Here is a 20,840-nt window from a genome sequence, read left to right on the forward strand (position 1 = left end):
TCGATGTTCATTATTTTGTACTATTGGTCATACAGTTGTCAAGTGAGGGGACATGGTAATTATGATTGTAACCAAGCATGAAATTATCAGCTCGGCTTCAAGGCTTTTCTCGGAGCGCGGGTTTCCTTCGACCTCCATTCAGGACATTGCGGATGATTGCCAAATTGCCAAAGGCTCCGTCTATAAGTATTTCCCTTCCAAGGAGGATCTATTTAATGATGTCTTCGATCAATGCCAGCAAGTCTTTTTTGAACAGGTAGAGGAGCTCAAGCTTGTTTACGGACACTCTCCGAAAGAACTGATGCTGCGCCAGACCATTTTTCAACTCCAATATTTTATGAAGCACAAGTTTGTGCTCGTTGATTTTAAAGAGCTGCCCATCCAGCAAAACGCCAAATTCGTCCCGCTGCGTCTTCGTGTACGAGTGAGATTGCTGAATTGGCATAAAGAACGCATGTTGAATACGTACGGACAGCTCATTGAATCTCATATTTGGGATCTGGTTACTTTGTACAAGGCCATTCTGAAGGAATATTTGAACTGGATTATTCAGAGCGGGATACCGATTTCCGTCGAGGAAACAGCCTCATTGATCATCGATCGATTGGATGCTTTGGTCGAACATATCGTGCTTGCCCAGCCAAAGCCGGTGCTAAAAGAAACGATGATTGTGAAATATATGAACCGCGGGATGGATGGCCAAATCGAGGATAAGGAGCAGATGATTGCAAAAATTTGTGAAGATATCAGCCTGCTGATCAACGAGCTGCCATCCGGAAACGCATACCGGCAGGAGCTTCAGGAGATTCTGGTTTTGTTCAGAGCGGAGATAGGGAAGCAAAATCCCAACGCTCCGCTCATTCAAGCGCTGCTGGCTTATCTGGAGAAGGAATACGAGCTCAAGAGCCTCGTCATCCAATTAAGGAATGTCCTATTATTTGAGAAATAAGAGACATGCCTGTTTAAATCTGCATATTAAAAAAGAAATCCATGCCCGGAATCCGGATAAACGATAAGCTGGGCATCCGGAATCCGTTGAGACAAAATAGAGGACTGGAGGGTTTTTGAACCGAAAATCCCTGCTCCTGCTGCACCGATCCGACTTCCGCCATGCTCTAACGGCTGCCCCGGGACTCCTGCAAGGAAAAACCGGCTTACACCCCATTCAGCCTCCTTTTCGGCCTTCTAAGCCGAAAAATACTTGTTGCAGTGTCGATTCGGCTGTCCTCACACTCTATCTGCTGCCCCAACAAGGAAAAACCGGCTTACACCCCATTCAGCCTCCTTTTCGGCCTTCTAAGCCGAAAAATCCTTGTTGCAGTGTCGATCCGGCTGCCCTCACACTCTATCAGCTGCCCCAACAAGGAAAAAACGGCTTACACTTCCTTCAGCCTCTGTTTCGGTCTTCTAAGCTGGAAAATCCTTGCTCCAGCTCCGATCCGGCTGCCCTCACACTCTATCTGCTGCCCCAACAAGGAAAAACCCGCTTACACCCCATTCAGCCTCCTTTTCGGCCTACTAAGCCGGAAAATCCTTGCTGCAGCGTCGATCCATCGGTTATCTCTCCGGGTTTCCCTACTGCCTCGAGCGGTAAATCGACGGTCCTGCTATTGGTTGAAGGCTAAAGCTGTTGCTTCCCCCTGTGAAGTGTACAATCCTCCTAGCCCGCTGCCGATGCCGCTGGCTCCGTCGTGCTGCGCGCAGGCTTCTCCACAAAAACAGCGAGCAGCAGCTGTGCCGCCATAATGAACACGACGACAGCCGACAGACGGAAGCCGCTCAGATCGTCAGCGATCAGCACCATCAGCATCATGGCGCAGGCACGCCCGATATTCCAGCATACCTCGCGCAGCACCAGCGCTTCGATCCGCATCTCTCCCCGCAGGGGAAGCCCCCCGATCAGCTTGTAGTTATAGCCGTCCAGAGAAGACTGGATGACCGGATTGCCGATTGCGCCCGCCAGCATAAAACCGACCACCGTAACAGGAGACAAGCCAGTCATCAGCAGGCAAGCCCCCGCCGTCGTCAATACAGCTCCGCCTGCCAGACAGGTGCGGATATGGGCTTCTTTGGCGAACCGGGAGAACAGATAGCTTGCGAGAATCGAGAAGAATGACAGCACCGCGTTCAGCAGGCCGATCCGATCCTCCTCCCCGAACGTCTGATAAAGCAGCAGAACAGGCAGCAGCAGCTGCACGCCCTGCCGGGCGCCAAACAGCAGATTGCCGAATACGGCCTTGCGCCATGCTTTATTCCGTCGGAATACAATGGACATATGCCGGATGTAATACCGTTTCTCCCTCGTGCTGGGCACCTTATGGCGGATCCGGTGGCTGATTAATGCCGTAGCCAGATAGAACAGAAAGGCCAGCGCAAAAATGACCAGATAACCATGCAAGCCGGGCATGACAAGGAAGATTCCGGCAGAGACGAGCGGTGCAGTCAGATTGGCGGCAGTGGAAACGACAGAATTAAGGCCGATGAAACGCAGCCTGTTCCCGTCGTTCGACACTTCATACGTCAGCGTCCAGAAGCCGATCCAGTACAGGCCGCTGGCGATTCCGAAAAAAACCGCAAACAGCTCGTAATAGGTGACAACCTGGGTGCCGGCAGCAACAACGAACAGGTAGAATACGGTATACAAACCGATTCCGATTCGGAACACCGGCATTTTCCCGAACCGCTTGGCAAAGCCGCCGCTGATCAGGAAGCTGATCGCCGTCGAGATGAAGACGATAAAATTATAAAAGCCGTTCACCCAAAGATCTTCCGTCAGCCGCCACAGATATAGATTCAGGAACGTTCCTGACATGACATAGGCAAAGGTGAACAAGCCCTGCAGCAGCAGCGTCAGCCGTGCGTCTGCGGATAGTTTGCCGGTTGGCGGGGTTGGTCTGTTTCTGTCGGTATCCATCACGGCGCAAGTCCTTTCTATTCCTGAAATCCCACATACAATAAACCGATTTGCATAGAGTGAAGCTTATAGATGCTTAAAGTCAAAAAGCAGACGGCCCATCCGAACCGGCCGCCTGCTTTCTTGATTTATAATCCCATCCGGCGCGCCTTCAGCATACCGTCTGCTACAAGGACGGCGAATGGTTCCGCCTCCGGATGAAGCCATTGAAAAGACGTTCCAGCACCGCTGCGCCGCGCAAGCAGCGCCCTTGGACAAGTGCGGGGCAGAAGCCGGTAACGGCTCCGTTCCCAGATCAGGTAGTAAGGATAACCCTCAAGCTCGATATTAGCCGGCAGCGCCACGAACTCTTCGGGCGGGCCGAGAACGATATCGCTCATGGTACGTCGCTCTCCTCGCATCGTTCTCCCTGGTATCGGCAGCTATTACCCCTTGATGTGGTACAAGCCGTATACATTGTCCATCGGCGTGTATTCTTCCGCAATGTCTTCCATGCGGAATAGCTGCTGAACGCGGGGAGTCATGGAATCATAGACATCCTTAGGAATCGGCATTCTTCCGCTGGTGGAATCCCAGGCGCGCTGATAGATGAAGGTGAACAGGCCCCGCGGTTGATCCGACCGGTTCGGGCAGCCGCGATGCCATACTTTTTTGTCCCGGATCAGGAAGGAGCCCTTGGGCATGATCGCCTGCTCGAAATGCATCACTTCGCCGAGCTTCTGGATGAGCTTCGGATTCTTGAATATATGATCGGGATTCAGATGAGTGCCTCCCGGATAAAATTCCGTTGCTCCGTTCAGCTCCGTGAAATTGCACATCGGAATGTGAAGGACCAGACTGTGTGTCGGCGTGGTGAAATTATACGTCTCCGGGAAAAGCGGCCCCGTATCGGAATGCACCGGTTGCTTCTTCGTGCCGCCAGGCATCGAATTGTTCGACGCCAGATAGCGAAGCGTCAGATCCTCGCCCAGAATCTGCTCGGCAATGTCCAGGAAGAAGGGATTGGCAACCACGTCCTCCTCAATAAAAGGAGCCATAAACGGCAGGTCCATGCGCATGTTTTTCGTTTGTCCCTGCGCGTTGAACTCGCTGTCGCCGTAGCTGTAATTCTTCTCGAATTCGGCCAGAATCTGGCTGAATTTCTCGTTGATCACATCCGTCCGTTCGGGCCCCAGCACATCCTCGACAATGATGGCGCCATTCGCCCGCAGCAGCGCTGTCGCGAATTCCAGCTTGTCGGGATCAAACCGACCATTCTTGCGTTCTTCTTCTGACAATTGGATTTTCATCTTGAATCTCCTTCCGGTTGCGGGATGGGGCTGCCCTTAGGAGCCCATTTCGGCCTTCTTGCGGACTGGCAGCGCTTCAAAGCGGAACAAGCGTTTCAATCGTGCCGATGCCCCGCTGTAGAGGGCTTCGGATATCACAAGCCGTGGACTGGTAATATCCCACCACCGCTGATAAGTCAAAGTCAGGCTGACCTGTTCTTCCGCACTTTCGTTCGCGCACTCCCTGTGCCACAGCTTGCTGTCGCAGATCAGAACCGCGCCCGCAGGCACATTGACCTTCACGGACGGGGATCCCTCCGCCAGCTTCCGGATAACAGCCTCCGAGTAATGCCGCGCAATATGCTCCGGCTGCGCATGACTTCCCGGCCAAAGCTCAGGAGCGCCGCTGCCTTCGTTTAGATCCATGAGCGGAATCGTGACATGGAGCTTATGCGCAGGCAGGCGGACATGCTCCGTCTCGGGAAACAGCGGCTTTGACTCGATAGCAAGCTCGGAAGATACAGCCGCCCCGGGCTTGCGGATATCCGCTCCGATAACGCGCAGCACGCAGTCTGCGCCGATTATCTGGTCAATTACACCAAGCATCAATGGATTCTCCGCAATATCCGGATCAATGAACGGCGCCGCCGCCGGCAGAGAAAGCGGATTGCCGTCATTATTGCCGCCGGTTTGTTTCCTTGCCTCCCCGACAGCTTCCTGCAGCGTCTGAAGGCGGTCGGGTTGAAACATATTGTCCAACACGACATAGCCCCGGATGTGGAGAAGAGCGGCGGCAAGCTCGAGCTTGTCTTCGCCGATGGATTGTGCTTGTCTTTCTTCGTCCGATAGCCGGATGGTCATTCGAATTTCCCCTTTCGACTGGAAGGATTTCGATTGCAGCTTGCTTACAGCTATATTGTATAGCGTAAATAGAGATAGTTAAGAGCAATTCTGTCGCAATAGAAGGCGACAATCATCCTGCCATGCCTCTGGTCTGCATCCTGCATGACGGATGATTTTCCACATTGTTCCGGCTATTCCTTAACGGAACCGATCATGATGCCATGGATGAAATAACGCTGGATGAACGGATAAACCGCAATAATCGGCAGCATGGAGATAATGATTTTCGCCGCATTCAGCGTCTTGTCGGAAACAGTCGCAATACGGACGGCTTCCTCGGCGGACATGTTCTCCAGGTTCACCTGCACGACAAGCTGCTGAATATAAGTCTGGAGCGGGTAATTCTCTGTCTTGCTCATGAAGATCAGACCGTCCAGGAAGCTGTTCCAATGCATCACGAGACTAAACAGCGTGATCGTGGCCAGCGCCGGCACCGACAGCGGGATATAAATGCTGTACAACGTATACCAGGGACCCGCCCCATCCATCTTCGCCGCCTGATCCAGCTCCCTCGGTATGCTTCGGAAGAAATTCATGAGCAGAATAACGTTGAACACAGGAACGGCAACCGGAAGCACCAGCGACCAGATGGAATTGACAAGGCCCAGACTCTGCACCGTCAGATAAATGGGAATCAGACCGCTCTTGAACAGCATCGTAAAGACCAGAAACCACATGAACACATTGCGGAGCTTGAATTCCGCTTTTGGACGCGACAAGGGATAGGCGATCAGGATCGTCATGATGAAATTTACGGCTCCGCCGAGAAACACCCGCTTCAGGGATACCCAGAAGGCGAGGAAAAAGGCTTTGTCATCGACAACCGTCGAATAGGAGCTCAGATTGAAATCAACCGGCCATAATCCGACCAGGCCGGCGTTCGATGCGGCGCTGCTGCTGAAAGACAGGGCAAGCGCATGCCAGATCGGCGCAATACTCAGCAGGGAGACAACGGCCAGCACCGCAATGATGATACCGTCGCCCAGCCGTCCGCTGAAGGACCGGTCGCGTACCATTCCCTCACGGACCAGAGCGGAACTCAAAGCTTTTTCATTTGACACATCTACACCTCCGCTCCGTCAGAAAATCCGGTAATCGCTGAATTTGTTGGCCAATGTGTACGCGATGACGATCAGGATGAAGCTGAGCGCCGATTTGAGCAGCCCGATCGCCGTTGCCAGCGAATACTGCATCTCAAGAAGTCCTGCCCTGTACACATAGGTATCGATGATATCGCCCGTCTGATAGACGGCCGGATTATACAAATTGAATACTTGATCGAATCCGGCATTCAGCACATTGCCGATGCCCAGAGTCGCCAGCAGAATGACCGTAGTTGAAACGCCCGGCACCGTAATATTCCAGATCTTCTGCATCCGGGTTGCCCCGTCCACCTCGGCCGCTTCGTAAAGCGCCGGATTAATGCCCGTCAGCGCAGCCAGATAGATGACCAGATTGAAGCCGAGCTCCTTCCAGACGTCGCTGCCGACTACAATGACCGGAAACCAGGTATTGCTGCCCAGAAACAGGACCGGATCGATGCCAAACCACTGAAGAACGACGTTAATGCTGCCGTTCAAGGATAAAATTTCACTCAGGATGCCTGCCAGGATAACCCAGGACAGAAAATGGGGCATGTAGACGATCGTCTGCACCCAACGCTTGAACAGAATATTTTTCACTTCATTGAGCAAAAGTGCAAACACAAGAGGCACAACAAGATTGAAGATGATTTTCAAACTGGCCAGAATAATGGTGTTGCGGAAAATGATGAGACTGTCGTTCATTTGAAACATATAGCGGAAATTTTCCAGTCCGACCCATTCCTGATCCTTGAAGGGCACGCCGGGAAAATAGTTCATAAACGCCACAACAGATCCCAGAAGCGGCGTTGTCTCGAAAATCAGCAGCAGCGCAATGCCGGGGAGCAGCATGAGCAGATAATGCGTTTGCGGCTTCAGAGCGCGCATAATCGATCAACTCCAATCCTGTAAAATCGGCCCCTGGTGCCGGAGGCTGTACCCGCCTCCGGCGCCGCCTTCGCCAATTCCGCTATTCTTTGATTGCTTCTTCTACTTCCTTGATGATCTTGTCGCCGCCCTGGCTTTTCCACTGCTTCACGAAGGTATCGAAGGAATCCAGAGGAGCTCCGCCAATGATGATCTTCAGGAAGGTTTCGTCCTCCAGCTTCGTGAGATTGGCCCAACGCGTCTTCATGGTTTCCGTTGGCGAATAGAGCAGGCTGCTTACTTCCTCATAATCGCTGTCAAGCGGGGCGCCGCCCACCACATAAGCCTGGAAGCTTCCCGTTTGGGTCAGCGTCAGCCCATCCTTGACCGCCTGCGGATAATTCTTCACTACGGTCGGGTCATCCATATATTTCTTGGCCAGCTCATAAGCATCCTTGACTTCAGGCTCCAGCGTGGATGGATCAATCTTGCCGTCCACCGCATCAAGGATCGCATGTCTGCGGTTCGAGACAGCTCCGATATCATCCGCGTTGACGCGGAACACATCCAGCGTATCGCTGATTTCGGTCGTAGCGACTTCCTTCGTCCAGCGGTCGAAGAGATCCTTTGGAACATCAGCCGCCTGGCGGTTCATGCCGATCCTCATGTTGACGCCCTTCATCACCAGCTCAGGGTGCTCGTAGCCTTTGCGGACAACGAGATAATCGAGTGAAACCGGCTGCAAATGCGTTAGCAGCTTGCCGTCCTTATCGGTCGGCGCGGCGTAAGCTTTCCACTGGGCATCCGGATTTTTCTCGAAGGATTGGGTCAGGTCGCCCCAGCCCATCCACCACGGACCGAAGAACAACCCGTTTTGTCCGCTCAGGAACAGCTCATTGGGATTTTCACGCAGGAAGAACTCCTTGTCGATCAGACCCTTGGCATACCAGTCGCGGAGCTGGCCCAGCGCTTCTTTCGTCTCCGGCGTAATGGAGCCATAGGTTACATTGCCGTCCTTATCCTTGATCCAGTTGCGCGGGAAGGAGTGGAAGGAGCTGAAGATGGCGTCAAAGCCATGCGCCCGGTTCCCCTTGTCGCTGGAAAGCTCGGATTTGTTGGGCCCGGTGAGGCCGACCGTCTTGTCGCCGCCCATCTTGTTGTCTACAAAGGCTTTGGCTGTTGCTTCAATATCGGCGATTGTCTTGGGCTCCGGCAGCTTCAGCTTATCCAGCCAGTCCTTGCGCACCCACAGCACCGTGTAAGCGTCACCCTTGATCTGAATGCTGGGAATGGCATACAGCTTGCCGTCGAAAGTCGCGGATTCCAGCGCCTGGCCCTTGGCTAGATCGACCTGCAGCTCCTTGACCTTCGGTGAAGCATATTGATCGAAGACATTCGTCAAGTCCTCCAGCAGTCCGGCTTTCACCATCATGCGGAGCTGCTCTTCATTGACCTGCATCGCATCGGGAATTTCACGGCTGGCAATGGCCAGCATAACCTTTTGGTCATACGGGTCGCCATCAACGGCGCTCCACTCGCGATGGATCTTCATGTTGAGCGTGTCTTCATAAAACTTCGTCAGCACATTGTTATCGACGGTTTGCCCTGCAGGCAGACCTGCGTCGCCCGGAGGCAGCACCTGTGCGATATTAAGCGTGACAAGCTCTTTCTCCGGCCCGTACGGATCTGCAGCCTCTCCCGCTGCGGGGGCTGCGCCTTCTCCCTCGCTTACAGCGTTCCCTGTGTTTGCGGGCGCATTTGATGGCGAATTCGCATCATTGCCGCCTGTATTGCTGCTGCAAGCGGTTGCAAAAAGAAGAAAGAATAAAGCCGTTCCGACAAACCACTTCTTTCTCATGGTAAACCTCCCTGTTATCGATTCATGATTTGGTGAAGATAGGAACATTATACGGCGGAAATCGGCAGCCCAAGTAGTACCATCCATCGTCCGTTTGGGAGATAAACATCTTCCGCTTGACTGCCTTCCCGGGGGAAGGAAGGGGGAAGTTCCCCCTTTTTCCGTGCCGGATTACTCCCTGCCCTCATCTCTCCTGGTTTATGGAGCCAGGACGATATCCCATTCATGAATCTCATAGCTGCGCGCCCCGTTCACGATGTACGGATCCTGCTTCACCCACTGCTCCACTTCTTCAAAATTCCCTGCGCGGTAGATGACAAGTCCCCCTGCCCCATCGACAAACCGCCCGTTGGCATGCAGTTTCCCGGCCGCCCGGCAATCATCCAGAAATTGCAGATGATCCGGGCGGTACTGTACGCTTTTATCCGCATCCAGCATAGGCAGAAATACGGCAAAATACTTCCTGCTCCCGGCTTCCCGCTGCTTGTCGTCGCCAGCCATCTGGTAGGAATACAGCGCCGCCATATCAAGACTCCCGAAGCCATCTCCAACCGCCTGGTTGATAATGGCCTGAACCCGCTTGCCGGCATTCAGCTGAACGCCGGACAGCTCGCCCATATCAGCCGCCAGATTCATATCCTTGGCCAGCAGCTTCAGCGCAAAGCCCGGCTGGAATGAAGACTTGGCAATAAATTGGGTATAGTGGCGCTCCATGATCCTGCTTTGGGCGAAGCTGTGATTCAGAATATCAAACAGCAGATCCGGATCGAGACCGGCCTTGCAGCCCAGCGCGTAGGCTTCGCTGACCGCCTGCGAGTGAATGCCCACCATCAGCTGATTGATCAGCTTCACCGTAGAGCCGCTTCCCGATGCGCCAACATAGCTGATCCTGCTGCCGACCGCCTCGAACAGGCTGTGCACTCGGTTATAAGTCTCTTCTTGTCCTCCGACCATCACGCTCAGCGTTCCGGCGATGGCTCCGGTCTCGCCGCCGCTTACGGGAGCGTCAAGGAATTCCACGCCGGCTGCTTCGGACTGCGCATAGAGCTTGCGGTTCAGTTCCGGCGATACTGTACTGCAATCAATCAGAACGAGTCCTTCCCGGGCATGCTGAATCAGACCGCTATCACCCGAATATACCTCTTCAACATCCGAAGGCAGCGGAAGGCAGGTTATAATGACATCCATCTGAGCTGCCAGCTCGGCAAGCGACAATCCCGTACGGCCACCTTGCGAGGCAAACTGCTGCTCCCGGCCGGAGCTTCTGTTCTTCCCGTAAACCTCAAAGCCTGCTTTCAGCAGGTTGACTGCCATTGGCAAGCCCATTGTTCCCAGTCCGACAAATCCAATTTTCATTTTCACTTCATACCCCTCCATGTTTTCCTTGTTTTATGGTCTTTCCTGCACGCTGGCTCCTTGCCCGCGCTTGCGGAATTCGCTTGGCAGAGCGCCGACCTTCTTGCGGAACACCTTGCTGAAATATTTCTCGTCGGGATACCCGCATTTCTCGGAAATCCGGTAAATCGGCTCGTTCGTCTGGCTGAGCAGCGACTTGGCATAGTCGACTCGCGCATCCCTTATATACTCGTTGAAGGTTTTCCCCGTAATGTTCTTGAAGCATTCGCTGAAATAGCTGCGGCTGATGTGAACCTCCTCCGCTACCTCCGTCAGCTTCAGATCCAGGCTGATATTGCGGTTGATATAATCGACAGCCTTGATCACACTAGCCATCATGTCATCGGAATAGTGGGTTTCCACGAAGGAGCTGCGGATATCCTTGCGCATCTTCTCCAGCCACAGCAGCCAATCTGCCCAGCATCGCAGCTCCGCCCTGTCAAATACAGATGTCAGATCGAGGGGCACGTATCTCTCCCACTGCACCAATATCCAATAGAACATGCTCTCCAGCTTGTCGGCTGAGGGACGGATCTTCTCCAGCTCCGATACAAGCGCGAGATAGCGCTCCTCATCGTACACCAGTTCAAGCGACGACCATTCCTCGCGCAGCTGGTACAGCAGCTTCTCGGAAATCTGCCGGTCCTCTCTTTCAAAAGAGTCCAGATCCACATCATAAACGCTGCGGCCAGGCTCATATTCATAGAAAAAGTCATGCGAAGCATAATCGACCAGAAGCTTGCAGATCTGCTTCCGGTTATGGTCCCGGATCCCAACCGTGCGAATCACCGCCCACTTGCCCGAAAGTTCCTCACACTCCCTGATTCTCCCGACGATCTCATCCTCGCGTGCCGGAGAGAGCTCCGGCAGCAGCCACACATCCCGGTTGATCTCGCTTACGCCCTGCTGCTCCGTCGGCAGCAGTTCATCGAGAAAATCCGGCCTTTCCGACGAGAGTGCGGCGAGCAGCAGCACCCTCTCCGCGCTTTCGCCGACTGTACCGCCGACTGTGCGGACAACGACAGACGGAGCTTCAGGCAGTTTCTGCTCACGGGTCCGCCGGAGAATCCGGGTGAGAATGTCGCGCATATTGTCCTTCTCCAGCTCCACCTTGGCGATATAATCGATGGCCCCGAGCCGGAGAGCCTCCTGAACATGCTCGAACTCCTGATAAAAGGTCAGCATCACGATCCAGATGCCGGGATAATGCTCCCGGACCTCCCGCAGCAGGTCAAGCCCCGACATGGACGGCATGGCGATGTCAGTGATCATCAGATCAACGGGATGGCTTTCCAGAAATTGAAGCGCTTTCTTTCCGTTCTCCGCTTCGCCTACAACCTGAAGCCCGAATTCGCTCCAGGGCATGAGGGAAACAATTCCCTTGCGCACCAGATGGTCGTCATCCACGATCAGCACGTTCATTGTCATCCCGCTCCTTTGCATTCATGGGAATCCGAATAAGGATTGTCGTTCCCTGCTCTGCTGCGCTCTGGATTCCGAATTCGGCCCTGTCGCCGAATTGAAATTCAATCATCCGCCGCACATAATTGACGCCGATGCCCATTCCCGTCTTGTGGTTAGAGCCATTCGCCGAATCCGGGGCATGATCCTGCTCCAGCAGCCGGCTGACTGCCTCCTCATCCATGCCGATGCCGTTATCAATAACCCGGATGCCGATCCTCTCGTCTTCCTCCTCGGCAATGATCACGCGGATAATCCCGTCATCTGCCATCCCGCCGTGGTACAGCGCATTTTCCACAAGAGGCTGAAGAATAAAGCGCGGAATCAGCGTATCCTCGATCGCCGGATCGGTATCGATCCGCACGTCGAACTGAAAATTATAACGGATCTGCTGCAGGGCCACATAATGCCGGAGCGCGCCGATTTCGTCGGCAATCGTAGCCGTCTTGCCTTTTCCGAGATTGTAGTAAAGCAGCTTGTTCAGCGTCGACACAAGACGGTCAATCTCGTCATGACCCTGCAGCCGGGCCAGCCAGCGGATCGTATCCAGCGTATTATGGGTAAAATGCGGATTGATCTGATGCATCAGCTTCTCCACCTCCAGCGCCGCTTTGCGTTCCTCCTTCTCCTTCACCTCATGCAGCAGCTCCCTTATCCGGATACGCATATCCTGAAAGCGCAGGAGCAGAAAATCGAACTCCTTCACATCCGTAAATGTAACGGCGGACTTGAAATTGCTCTTGGATATCAGCATAATTTCCCGGTTGAGACTTCGCAGCGGACGATAGACCGTCCGCCAGACAGCCCAGGCAAACAGCAGGCTGAGCCCGATCGATGAAACGCCAAGCACGAAGAACCGCAGCAGCCACCCGTTAATCTCCCGGTCGTACTCCTTCTTCGGGATAACGCTTACAATCATCCAGCCCTGCTGGCTTGCGGCCTGGAACAGGTAGGCGTCCTGCTGCCCGCTGTTTGCGGCGTAGCTGCTGCCGGCCTGGAACGACGCGGAGCTGCTGTAGGCGATGCGGCCGCTGTGATCCACAATCAGCAAACTCGCCCCGTTCTTGGGATCGCCCCCGTCGAAAATATCCTCCACTTCGGTCTCGATATAAATGTAAATCGGTTCGCCTTCCATCAGAACACTACGGGCGACTGAAACGACCATTCTTCTGTTCTGATAGTTCTGTGAATCATAAGGCCCGTAATAGGTGAAGCCCCTGTCCGCACTGTAATCCTCAAACATAGGCAGACTATGAATATCCAGATTGGATGTCGGGCAATAATTGGAGAACAGGATTTTTTTGGGGCCGGGCATATAATAACAGACCATGCTGAGATTCGGGTTGGAAAAGCTGATCAGATTGATTTCATTAATGACTTCGTCCCGCATCAGTTTTTTTTCATACAGGTCGGAGGTCGTCAGGTAAACCGACAAATTCTGGCCGACGCTGCCATCGAGCGAGAGCTGCTGGGACACATATTGGAGATGATGAAGCGAGGTTTCGAGCGATTGCTTCTTTTGGCTTAAAGTGCTCCGGACCCCGTCTTCAATTTTATGGTCCAGTATGGAATAGATCGTGTAGTAGGAAATCGCGCCGATAAGGGCAAGCGGTATCAGCGTGCTGGACAGCAGCACGGCAATCAGCTTTCTTTTGAGTGAACGAGGACCTTTCAGCATCTGTAGAAGCGATTTCACATGTGTGCCCCTTCCTGCCGGGTAGTAGAGACATTTTCCGTTCGAGCCTCAGCGGGAAATCATAAAGCACGAAAGGAGGCTGACCCGAAAAGCGCAGATGCGCTTAGGTCAAGCCTCCCGCTGGCAGCTGTGTCAGGTGACGGATTTGCCTCTGGACGATGTATAGAGCGCATACCATTCCTCGCGCGTCATGAGCCCGGCCTGCTTCACGGCATCCCGGCAGTTCAGAATGCGCTCCGGATTGGCCGACCCGATCACAGGCTGGATCAGCGCCGGATGGCGCATCAGCCAGCCCAGAACAATCGACTCGCCCGTCGTTTCTTTGCGCCGGGCCATCTCGGCAACCAGCTCGCGGGTACGGACAACCTCTTCCGGAGCATTATCCATGCTGCGTCCGGTGTAGATGCCTTTCGCAAGCGAAGACCATGCCTGAATTTGGATATTCTCCAGCATGCAGTGCTCCAGGAGCCCTTCCGGAAAAACAACATGGACGGACTCGCGCTGATTGACCAGTACGCCCCGGTCGACCCAGCTTGAATCCAGCAGGCTCATCTCCAGCTGGTTGGCCACCAGCGGATCGGGCAGCTGGGCCTGCAGAAGCTTGATCTGCCCCGCGTTCATATTGGAAACGCCAAAGTGTCTGACTTTGCCTGCCTGCTTGAGCGTCTGAAACGCTTCGGCGACTTCCTGAGCCTGGAACAGCGGATCAGGACGGTGCAGGAGAAGAATATCCAGATAATCTGTACCCAGCCGCTTCAGGCTGCCGTCAACGGCGCGTAATATATGCTCCCGGGAAAAATCATACCGCTGCGGGGAATGCTCGTCCGCGAACCGGGTGCCGCATTTGGACTGAATCACAATGGATTCGCGCAAGCCCGGCCTCTTCCCGAGAACGCTTCCAAAAACAGCCTCGGCCTTGCCTCCCGAATAGATATCGGCGTGGTCAAACATCGTAATCCCGGCCTCAAGCGCAGCATCGACCGCACGCTCCGCCTTCAACAGGTCCGCATCGGTAAGGGGATCATGGTTGTTGCTTCCCCCAAGGCCAGTCGTGCCGTAAACGATTCTGCTGCTGGTGATATTCCGCTGCTGCAATGGAAAAACGTTCATAGGATACCTCCAAGTTAGACCGAATTGTTTTTATTATAACCCCTTTGACAATCCCGCGTGATACACTTTTGTCTTCTGTTTGCTCTTGAAACCGCTTTTTTATCATAGTAAATATTCCCATATCGGACGAATATCCCCTAATTAGAAGACGTTATTCCACCCCGGAGGACAAATGTGGAATGCAGGACATAATAAGGAGGGCCCGCCATCTCCGTGTCAAAACCCGGAGCGATCCAGGCATCGGTCCCGTTATCCAGTTCCAGATAATACATCAGGGAATAAACCGAATCCGTATAGGACGATGGTATCACGGCGCGATACAGGTCGCCGTCCCTCTCCATCTCCGCTACCGCGAACCGTTCGGCCTGATTGACATGGCGGTAATGCAGGTAAATCCGCAGCTCCTGCGGGGCCGATGGAGCAGTTGCGGCAATTTGGACCGGCATTCCCGGATTGTAGGACTCAGGCTGAATATGCTCATATGACGGGGACGGTCCCCGCAGCGGTCTTACATATTCCCCGATTTCCGTCTCATTCGGTCCCTCAGCTCCGGCACCGGCCGGCCACTGCCTGTATATCCGGTGCATCTCTTCCAGATCCTCCGTTATCGCCGGGAGGCGGTCAGCCCAATGCCCACGCATATAAGACTTATGGCCAAACGCGATATCGCTGCGGTAAACGCCATCAGCTGCCGCTATAATCTGCTCCCAGGCTTCCTTCGCCAGATGGTACTCCTTCAAGGCGTAATACAAAAACCGCACATCGTTGGAGCGCTCGAACAAGGCATAAGCGGTTCCCGCCTGGAATTTCCGTGCGAAGAACCGGCCCAGGCCCGCCAGAATCCGCACATCCGCCGCCAACCGCCGGAAGGCTGCATTCTGAGGCTTGTCCGCCAAGGCTTCGGCTTCCATCAAGCTGCTCATAGCTCCTCCTGCCCATTCGTCAAGACGGAAGCTTACCTCCTGGGGAGTTGCCTTGCCGCTGCGGGTTCCGCTTATTACAGCGTCCGCGAAGGCATTGATGGAATAAAACATTTCGGGATCAAGGGGACTTGCTGCTCCGAACGTCTTCGGCTCCGGCAGGTCGTAGTCGTATTGGGACGGCTTGGTCTTGATGATCGCAAGATTCGTATACATCTCCGGCCAATAATCCACATTCGCGGAGGATGGATGATGCGCGACAGTAATCAGAGGAAGAATCCGGCTGGCAAAGGCCAGCGCCTTCTCGGCAGCCCCTGCGGATGCCCCGTATTCATGGCGCAAATATCTTCTCCATACGTCAGGATCCGTATCCGGATTATACAGCAACCTTCCCCACAGCCGATAAGTGTAACCGTATTTGATCCAGTCTTTGCCTTCCAGACGAAGCGGCTCATCGGCATACAGCTCCCTGCCGCCTGCGATGCCCGATGTCTTGCGGCCCTTGAAGGACAGCGGCTCGAACAGCTCCAGGCCGGCAGCCCCGCCGAACGACGCCGCCCGGCTGCTTCCCGCTGCCATGACGGGATCGCCCCACAGCAGAACGCGCTGCGTCCCCGGCCATACCCGGTACAGGATATCGTAATTGCGGCTGCGCGTCAGAAAATCCGCATATCCATAGCGGGTTACCTTGCGGGAGCCCGCTGTAACAGCTGCATATTGGGAGCCCTTGAAATCAGCCTCCGGCATTTCCCTCTCCCGGTTATGCGCGGGGTGATAAGGCAGTCCCATATGCTCCGCCCAGAACTTGGGCGAGACCGTTACCTGCCTGCCTGTACTCTCCCGCACCATTTCTATCATGGACGCCTCCACCCCTTTTGAATGGATATCGACGCTGACAGGCCGGTCGATGGCGGCAATCCCGGACAACGCCGCTCTCCAGAATTCCTGAGCGGGCTCCGGAATGCCGCTTTCGTAATGAACCCGCAGGGTCAGGCCGGCAATAGAGGTGCAGGACTGCAGCAGCAGGGTAAGCGCATCACGGCAGTAAGCGGCGTGATTGTCCTTCGTCAGTCCCGTGATCCGGTAATGGGGATGGGGACTGTCCGGCAAATCGTAGGCGTTGGTCCAGATGCCGACATGAAAATCGAGACCGCGGCGGCTTACCTGCTCCCCGATATAGCGGAGCATGTCCAGGTTGCGGGCCGCTTCTCCCCCGGGCAATCCCTCAACCCTTACGTCATATCCGGGGACATCCAGCAGAAAGGGATAAGCAAAATACATATAATTGTCCCGGATATCCGGATCATGACCGTAATCATAGCCCATCCCGAGGGCAAGATTGAAGCGGTTGAAGCGATGCCGGGCGATTTCGTTCAAATATTCATTCCAGAAAGCCTTATCGTAATACCAGGGCTTGTCCTCCGCCTCGCTGACAAACATCCTGCTGAGGCTCCTGACTTTGTTCGCCGGCTTCTCTTCCGTTCGCTTCCAATCATGCAGCTCCGCCATAGGATCGGAGGCATATTGAATCCGGTCCGCAAGCTCCAGCAGCGCATAGATGAAGCCTCTGTCACCGGATGAATAGATCACAATTGTTGTGCGGGCCGGTCCCGTCTGCCGATCGATGATGAACGCTTCCGCAGCAGCGGGAACATTTCCGGCTTCTCCGCCGGCATCACTGGCTTTAACAAGTCTGATAGCTGCTTCCGCGCCGGATGAATTCGCGTCGCTTTGCGGAATGAGCGTTATGGAACGTCCCTTCAAGGCTGCAGACAGCTGTTCGACTGCCCACCCGAGGGGCGTCCCGCTGCCCTCCTGTTCCATATGATCCCTCATAAGGACCACCTTCTTAAGATCAGCCGTTCTCTGATCTGCTTCCATGTTCCGCAGCCTCCTAATTGAATCAGTTGATCAAGCTGGTCTTGGACAAGCTGTACTGTCGGTGCGCTTCTGCTTGCCCCGTTATCCGCGGTTGCGGCCTACCAGTCCCGGACAGATCCGTCAAGCGCATTCAGCTTGGGAACAACGCCGAGCCGCTTCGCAGGACGGGCCTCCGCCGCTTCCTCCGAGAAGGTCACGCCAAGTCCCGGACCATCCAGCGGAAAAGCATACCCGTTCTCCACGACCGGATAGGGCGAGGCTACAGTCGTATCCAAATCCCCGGCGTTGCTGGCCGATGCGGGAAGCTCCAGCAGCGCTACATTGGAGAACGCCAGCGATACATGCAGCGCTACATTGGAGAACGCCAGCGATACATGCATGCTGGCCGCCGTTCCAATCGGTCCCCAGTTGTTATGCGGTACCAGGTTGACATAATACATCTCGGCAATCGCTGCGATTTTGCGCATTTCGGTAATGCCTCCGCACCAGCAAATATCCGGACGCAAATAATCGACAAGACCGCCTTCGATCAATTCGCGGTAATCCCATTTATTGTGTCCCCGTTCTCCGGTAGCCAGCGGGATGCTGGTATACGGTCTGAGCCGGCGGTAAGCCTGCGGATTCTCGTGGCGGATGGGATCCTCAATGTACAGCGGGCGGAATTTCTCCACATTCTTCGCCAGCATCACCGCATAATCGGGATCATAACGGCCATGGCATTCGATAATCAGATCCACCTCGTCGCCCACTGCCGCACGGATGGCCTCTGTATATTCAATCTGCTGCATGACGGCGCGTTTATGATCATGCAAATTGAGATCGTCCCAATCGTGGAAAGCGCGGTAACGGATCGCCGTAACGCCCCGGTCTGCCAGCAGCTTGGCCTTGCGGGCAATTTCTTCTGCCGATTTGCCGGCAACCGGTCCGTATACCCTCACCTTGTCGCGGGCCAACCCTCCCAGCAGCTGATATATGGGAACGCCAAGCGCTTTTCCTTTAATATCCCACAAGGCAATATCAATGGCAGCAATCGCAGAACCCGTTACAGGCCCGCCCCGGGCAAACAGGCGGCGAAAGCATGACTGCCACAAATGCTCGATCCGCTGCGGATCCTCTCCGATGAGATAGGGCTTCAATTCTTCGATCATGCCGATAACCGCCCTCGGCGTGAAGTTCGTTCCTTCTCCATAACCGGTAATGCCTTCGTCCGTCTCCACCTTGACAAACACGCCGTCGCTGGACAGATAGCTTGTTACCTCTGTAATCTTCATCTGCTTCATCTCACCCTTCTACTGTTCAATATGCAAAGATGTTCTCCACTTATGTGTAATTTCGGGCAATCCCTTACAAGTGTACCTCAGAGGTAAGCGATTCCATGGGTAAATAAGTCTGCTGTAACGTATGGCAATCATCCAGTGACATGCTTCTGATCAAAAATGCTGACGCAGCACAAATAGATCTCTGAAAGATTCAGAGATCTACTTCATGCCATCCATAGTTTATATGGATGTTTAAAACAAATTAATTACATGAATTACCACTTTTTATGCTTTTTAACGGGCTTGCAGTATTTTTTAATGATTTTAGGGTCATAGCGCACCTTGTATACCCAGATTACTTTTTGCGTTTTACAAAAGGGTTTGGGATCGTAACAACAATGTTTTGATTTCTTGTGTCTTGCCATCTTTTATCCTCTCCTTAAGTTAGCATCAGTTGCATAAACAATATATGGATTTATTTATGAACCGTAACGGCTAACGTCATGACGGGACAATAACATGGCAGTTGTCACAGTCTGCAGCTGATGTTCGGTGGGAACTAGAGTAAGGGACTGAATAATTTCAGCCCCTCCTCATCAAACCGTACGTGAGGTTTTCCCTCATACGGCTTTCCGATGTTCGTCATTCATGTGCATGCGATTTACGCAAGCGCCTTTAATCTATGCATGTGGCTAAGCAACTTCACTTCTTGTCCGGAACTGCGCCAGTTGCTACGCTGGCGCTTCTTAGCGTACCACTTCGTTAGCCGTTGCCGAATGTACCAATCTAGCTTCGTCATCCACTTCGTGCTGTACGGCGTCGCATAATAGTTCTTCCAGCCTTGTATTCTCAGGTTGAGCCATCTCACGTGTTCTTCGAACGAAACGTGCCGCATCTTAGGCGGAGCGAGTCGTTCTTTTACGACTTCCCGTACATGCTTCTCTGCTTTTACGCAGAGCCATTGTTGGGTCGTGTAATACACACGTTTCTGTCCCGTTTCCGCTTTTGTCTTCCGGTGGTGCATGCCGAGGAAGTCAAAGCCTTCTTCTCCCGTCCATCGCCCCACAATCCGCGTTTTCTCCGGATGCAAGGTCAGTTCCAATCGCGCCATAATCGTTTGTATAAGCTTAAACGCATGTTGCGCGTCCTTCCTTGTCTTGCATACCACGACGAAATCGTCTGCATACCGCGTCAATTCTCCGACCCCTTTGCCATGTTTCTCCCACAATAGATCGAAGTAGTTCAGGTAGATGTTCGCAAGTAACGGCGATATCACGCCGCCTTGCGGCGTGCCAAGGTCGGTCCGTCTTACTTGCCCTTCCTCCATCACGCCTGCTCCGAGCCATTGCCGGATCAGCTTGAGTATACGTCTGTCGCTGATTCTCATTTCCACCAGCTTCATCCGTTTCTCTTGGTTCATGTTGTCGAAGTAGCCTTGGATGTCCACGTCGACCACCCAATTGCCTTTACGGTTGCATGCTTTGCGGATTCGCTCGAGCGCTTGTTTTGCGCCGCGCTTTGGTCGAAAGCCATACGAGCATTCCTGAAAATCGGCTTCAAAGATCGGTTCGACAATCCGTTTCGTTGCCATTTGTACGACGCGGTCTCTCACCGTCGGAATGCCCAGCGGACGTTTTCGTCCATCTTTCTTCGGAATGTAGTGGCGACGAACGGGCTGGGGACGGTAGCTATTCTTCAACAGTTGTTCTTGGCATTGTGCGACGAATTGATCTTCACCTATCTTTGCAATATCAGCCATGGTCTCACCGTCTACGCCTGCCGCACCCTTATTTGCCCTCAATCTTCGCCACGCTTCCTGAAGGACATCCAGTCGATGAACCTTGTCGTACAGTGCATGAAATTTTCTACGCTTGCTGATCTTGGCAGCATGACCTAGCTTCTCTTGGAGTTGTTGAACTTTTTCCCTAGGTGTCGTTAGCCATTTGGCAATCACTCACTCGTACCTCCTTGAAAAGCTTGAACAAAGCAGGGCGCCTTCCCTCCCGCAGGTTGTGTTGTCCTGCATTCTTCGGTACTATGCACCCCTCGGACTCCCTTCCTGCAGATGGCTCACTTCGTCTTTTTGACTTATAGAGTCTCTCGCTACGAAAAAAAAACTTTCGTGCAGGGGAGGGTCTCCCCAGTTCACTGCATTATCTTTCCTACCATGCCGATCCCATTACACCGGGAGATCCTTCGCTGTTGTTCCAAGTTCTGCACAGCTTC

General features: G+C 53.8%; 15 protein-coding genes. 1 reads left to right on the forward strand and 14 read right to left on the reverse strand.

Annotation, left to right across the window (positions count from 1 at the left end; genetic code table 11):
• Positions 1 to 61: 61 nt before the first annotated feature.
• A complete protein-coding gene (locus tag ACFOLF_RS13020) occupies positions 62 to 949 on the forward strand; it encodes a TetR/AcrR family transcriptional regulator (RefSeq protein ID WP_210045266.1) in 888 nt (295 codons plus the stop codon).
• Between the two features lie 711 nt (positions 950 to 1,660).
• On the opposite strand, the gene ACFOLF_RS13025 is transcribed toward ACFOLF_RS13020, so the two are convergent.
• The 14 genes from ACFOLF_RS13025 to ltrA form a co-directional block, all read right to left on the reverse strand.
• Complete coding sequence (locus ACFOLF_RS13025) at positions 1,661 to 2,914, reverse strand: MFS transporter (protein WP_210045267.1); 1,254 nt, start codon at positions 2,912 to 2,914, stop codon at positions 1,661 to 1,663.
• A gap of 128 nt (positions 2,915 to 3,042) precedes the next feature.
• Positions 3,043 to 3,294, reverse strand: coding sequence for a hypothetical protein (locus ACFOLF_RS13030; RefSeq protein WP_210045268.1), 252 nt, complete (start codon positions 3,292 to 3,294; stop codon positions 3,043 to 3,045).
• Positions 3,295 to 3,339: 45 nt separating this feature from the next.
• The gene (locus ACFOLF_RS13035) at positions 3,340 to 4,203 is read right to left on the reverse strand and encodes a phytanoyl-CoA dioxygenase family protein (RefSeq protein ID WP_210045269.1); all 864 of its coding nucleotides are present in this window, start codon (positions 4,201 to 4,203) and stop codon (positions 3,340 to 3,342) included.
• A 36-nt stretch (positions 4,204 to 4,239) separates the two neighbouring features.
• Positions 4,240 to 5,043: a phytanoyl-CoA dioxygenase family protein gene (locus tag ACFOLF_RS13040; RefSeq protein ID WP_210045270.1), complete on the reverse strand. Its 804-nt coding sequence runs from the start codon at positions 5,041 to 5,043 to the stop codon at positions 4,240 to 4,242.
• A 173-nt stretch (positions 5,044 to 5,216) separates the two neighbouring features.
• The gene (locus tag ACFOLF_RS13045; protein WP_210045297.1) at positions 5,217 to 6,101 is read right to left on the reverse strand and encodes a carbohydrate ABC transporter permease; all 885 of its coding nucleotides are present in this window, start codon (positions 6,099 to 6,101) and stop codon (positions 5,217 to 5,219) included.
• A gap of 63 nt (positions 6,102 to 6,164) precedes the next feature.
• Positions 6,165 to 7,055, reverse strand: a complete 891-nt coding sequence (locus ACFOLF_RS13050; RefSeq protein ID WP_210045271.1) for an ABC transporter permease — start codon at positions 7,053 to 7,055, stop codon at positions 6,165 to 6,167.
• Positions 7,056 to 7,137: 82 nt separating this feature from the next.
• The gene (locus ACFOLF_RS13055) at positions 7,138 to 8,892 is read right to left on the reverse strand and encodes an extracellular solute-binding protein (protein ID WP_210045272.1); all 1,755 of its coding nucleotides are present in this window, start codon (positions 8,890 to 8,892) and stop codon (positions 7,138 to 7,140) included.
• 198 nt (positions 8,893 to 9,090) lie between these two features.
• The gene (locus ACFOLF_RS13060; protein ID WP_210045298.1) at positions 9,091 to 10,248 is read right to left on the reverse strand and encodes an NAD(P)-binding domain-containing protein; all 1,158 of its coding nucleotides are present in this window, start codon (positions 10,246 to 10,248) and stop codon (positions 9,091 to 9,093) included.
• Between the two features lie 33 nt (positions 10,249 to 10,281).
• Positions 10,282 to 11,709: a response regulator gene (locus tag ACFOLF_RS13065; RefSeq protein WP_210045273.1), complete on the reverse strand. Its 1,428-nt coding sequence runs from the start codon at positions 11,707 to 11,709 to the stop codon at positions 10,282 to 10,284.
• Positions 11,687 to 13,444 carry a cache domain-containing sensor histidine kinase gene (locus tag ACFOLF_RS13070; protein ID WP_210045274.1) on the reverse strand — a complete coding sequence of 586 codons (1,758 nt, stop codon included), beginning with the start codon at positions 13,442 to 13,444 and terminating at the stop codon, positions 11,687 to 11,689. Before ACFOLF_RS13070 ends, ACFOLF_RS13065 begins: the two co-directional genes overlap by 23 nt.
• Before the next feature lie 132 nt (positions 13,445 to 13,576).
• Positions 13,577 to 14,554: an aldo/keto reductase gene (locus ACFOLF_RS13075; protein WP_210045275.1), complete on the reverse strand. Its 978-nt coding sequence runs from the start codon at positions 14,552 to 14,554 to the stop codon at positions 13,577 to 13,579.
• A gap of 137 nt (positions 14,555 to 14,691) precedes the next feature.
• On the reverse strand, positions 14,692 to 17,355 hold the full coding sequence (locus ACFOLF_RS13080; RefSeq protein WP_210045276.1) for a hypothetical protein: 2,664 nt from the start codon (positions 17,353 to 17,355) through the stop codon (positions 14,692 to 14,694).
• Positions 17,356 to 17,453: 98 nt separating this feature from the next.
• Positions 17,454 to 18,635: a galactonate dehydratase gene (gene dgoD, locus ACFOLF_RS13085; RefSeq protein WP_210045277.1), complete on the reverse strand. Its 1,182-nt coding sequence runs from the start codon at positions 18,633 to 18,635 to the stop codon at positions 17,454 to 17,456.
• Positions 18,636 to 19,275: 640 nt separating this feature from the next.
• On the reverse strand, positions 19,276 to 20,568 hold the full coding sequence (gene ltrA / locus ACFOLF_RS13090; RefSeq protein WP_379219461.1) for a group II intron reverse transcriptase/maturase: 1,293 nt from the start codon (positions 20,566 to 20,568) through the stop codon (positions 19,276 to 19,278).
• Positions 20,569 to 20,840: the final 272 nt, after the last annotated feature.

This window comes from Paenibacillus sepulcri, assembly GCF_042647105.1.
Taxonomy (GTDB): Bacteria; Bacillota; Bacilli; order Paenibacillales; family Paenibacillaceae; genus Paenibacillus_Z; species Paenibacillus_Z sepulcri.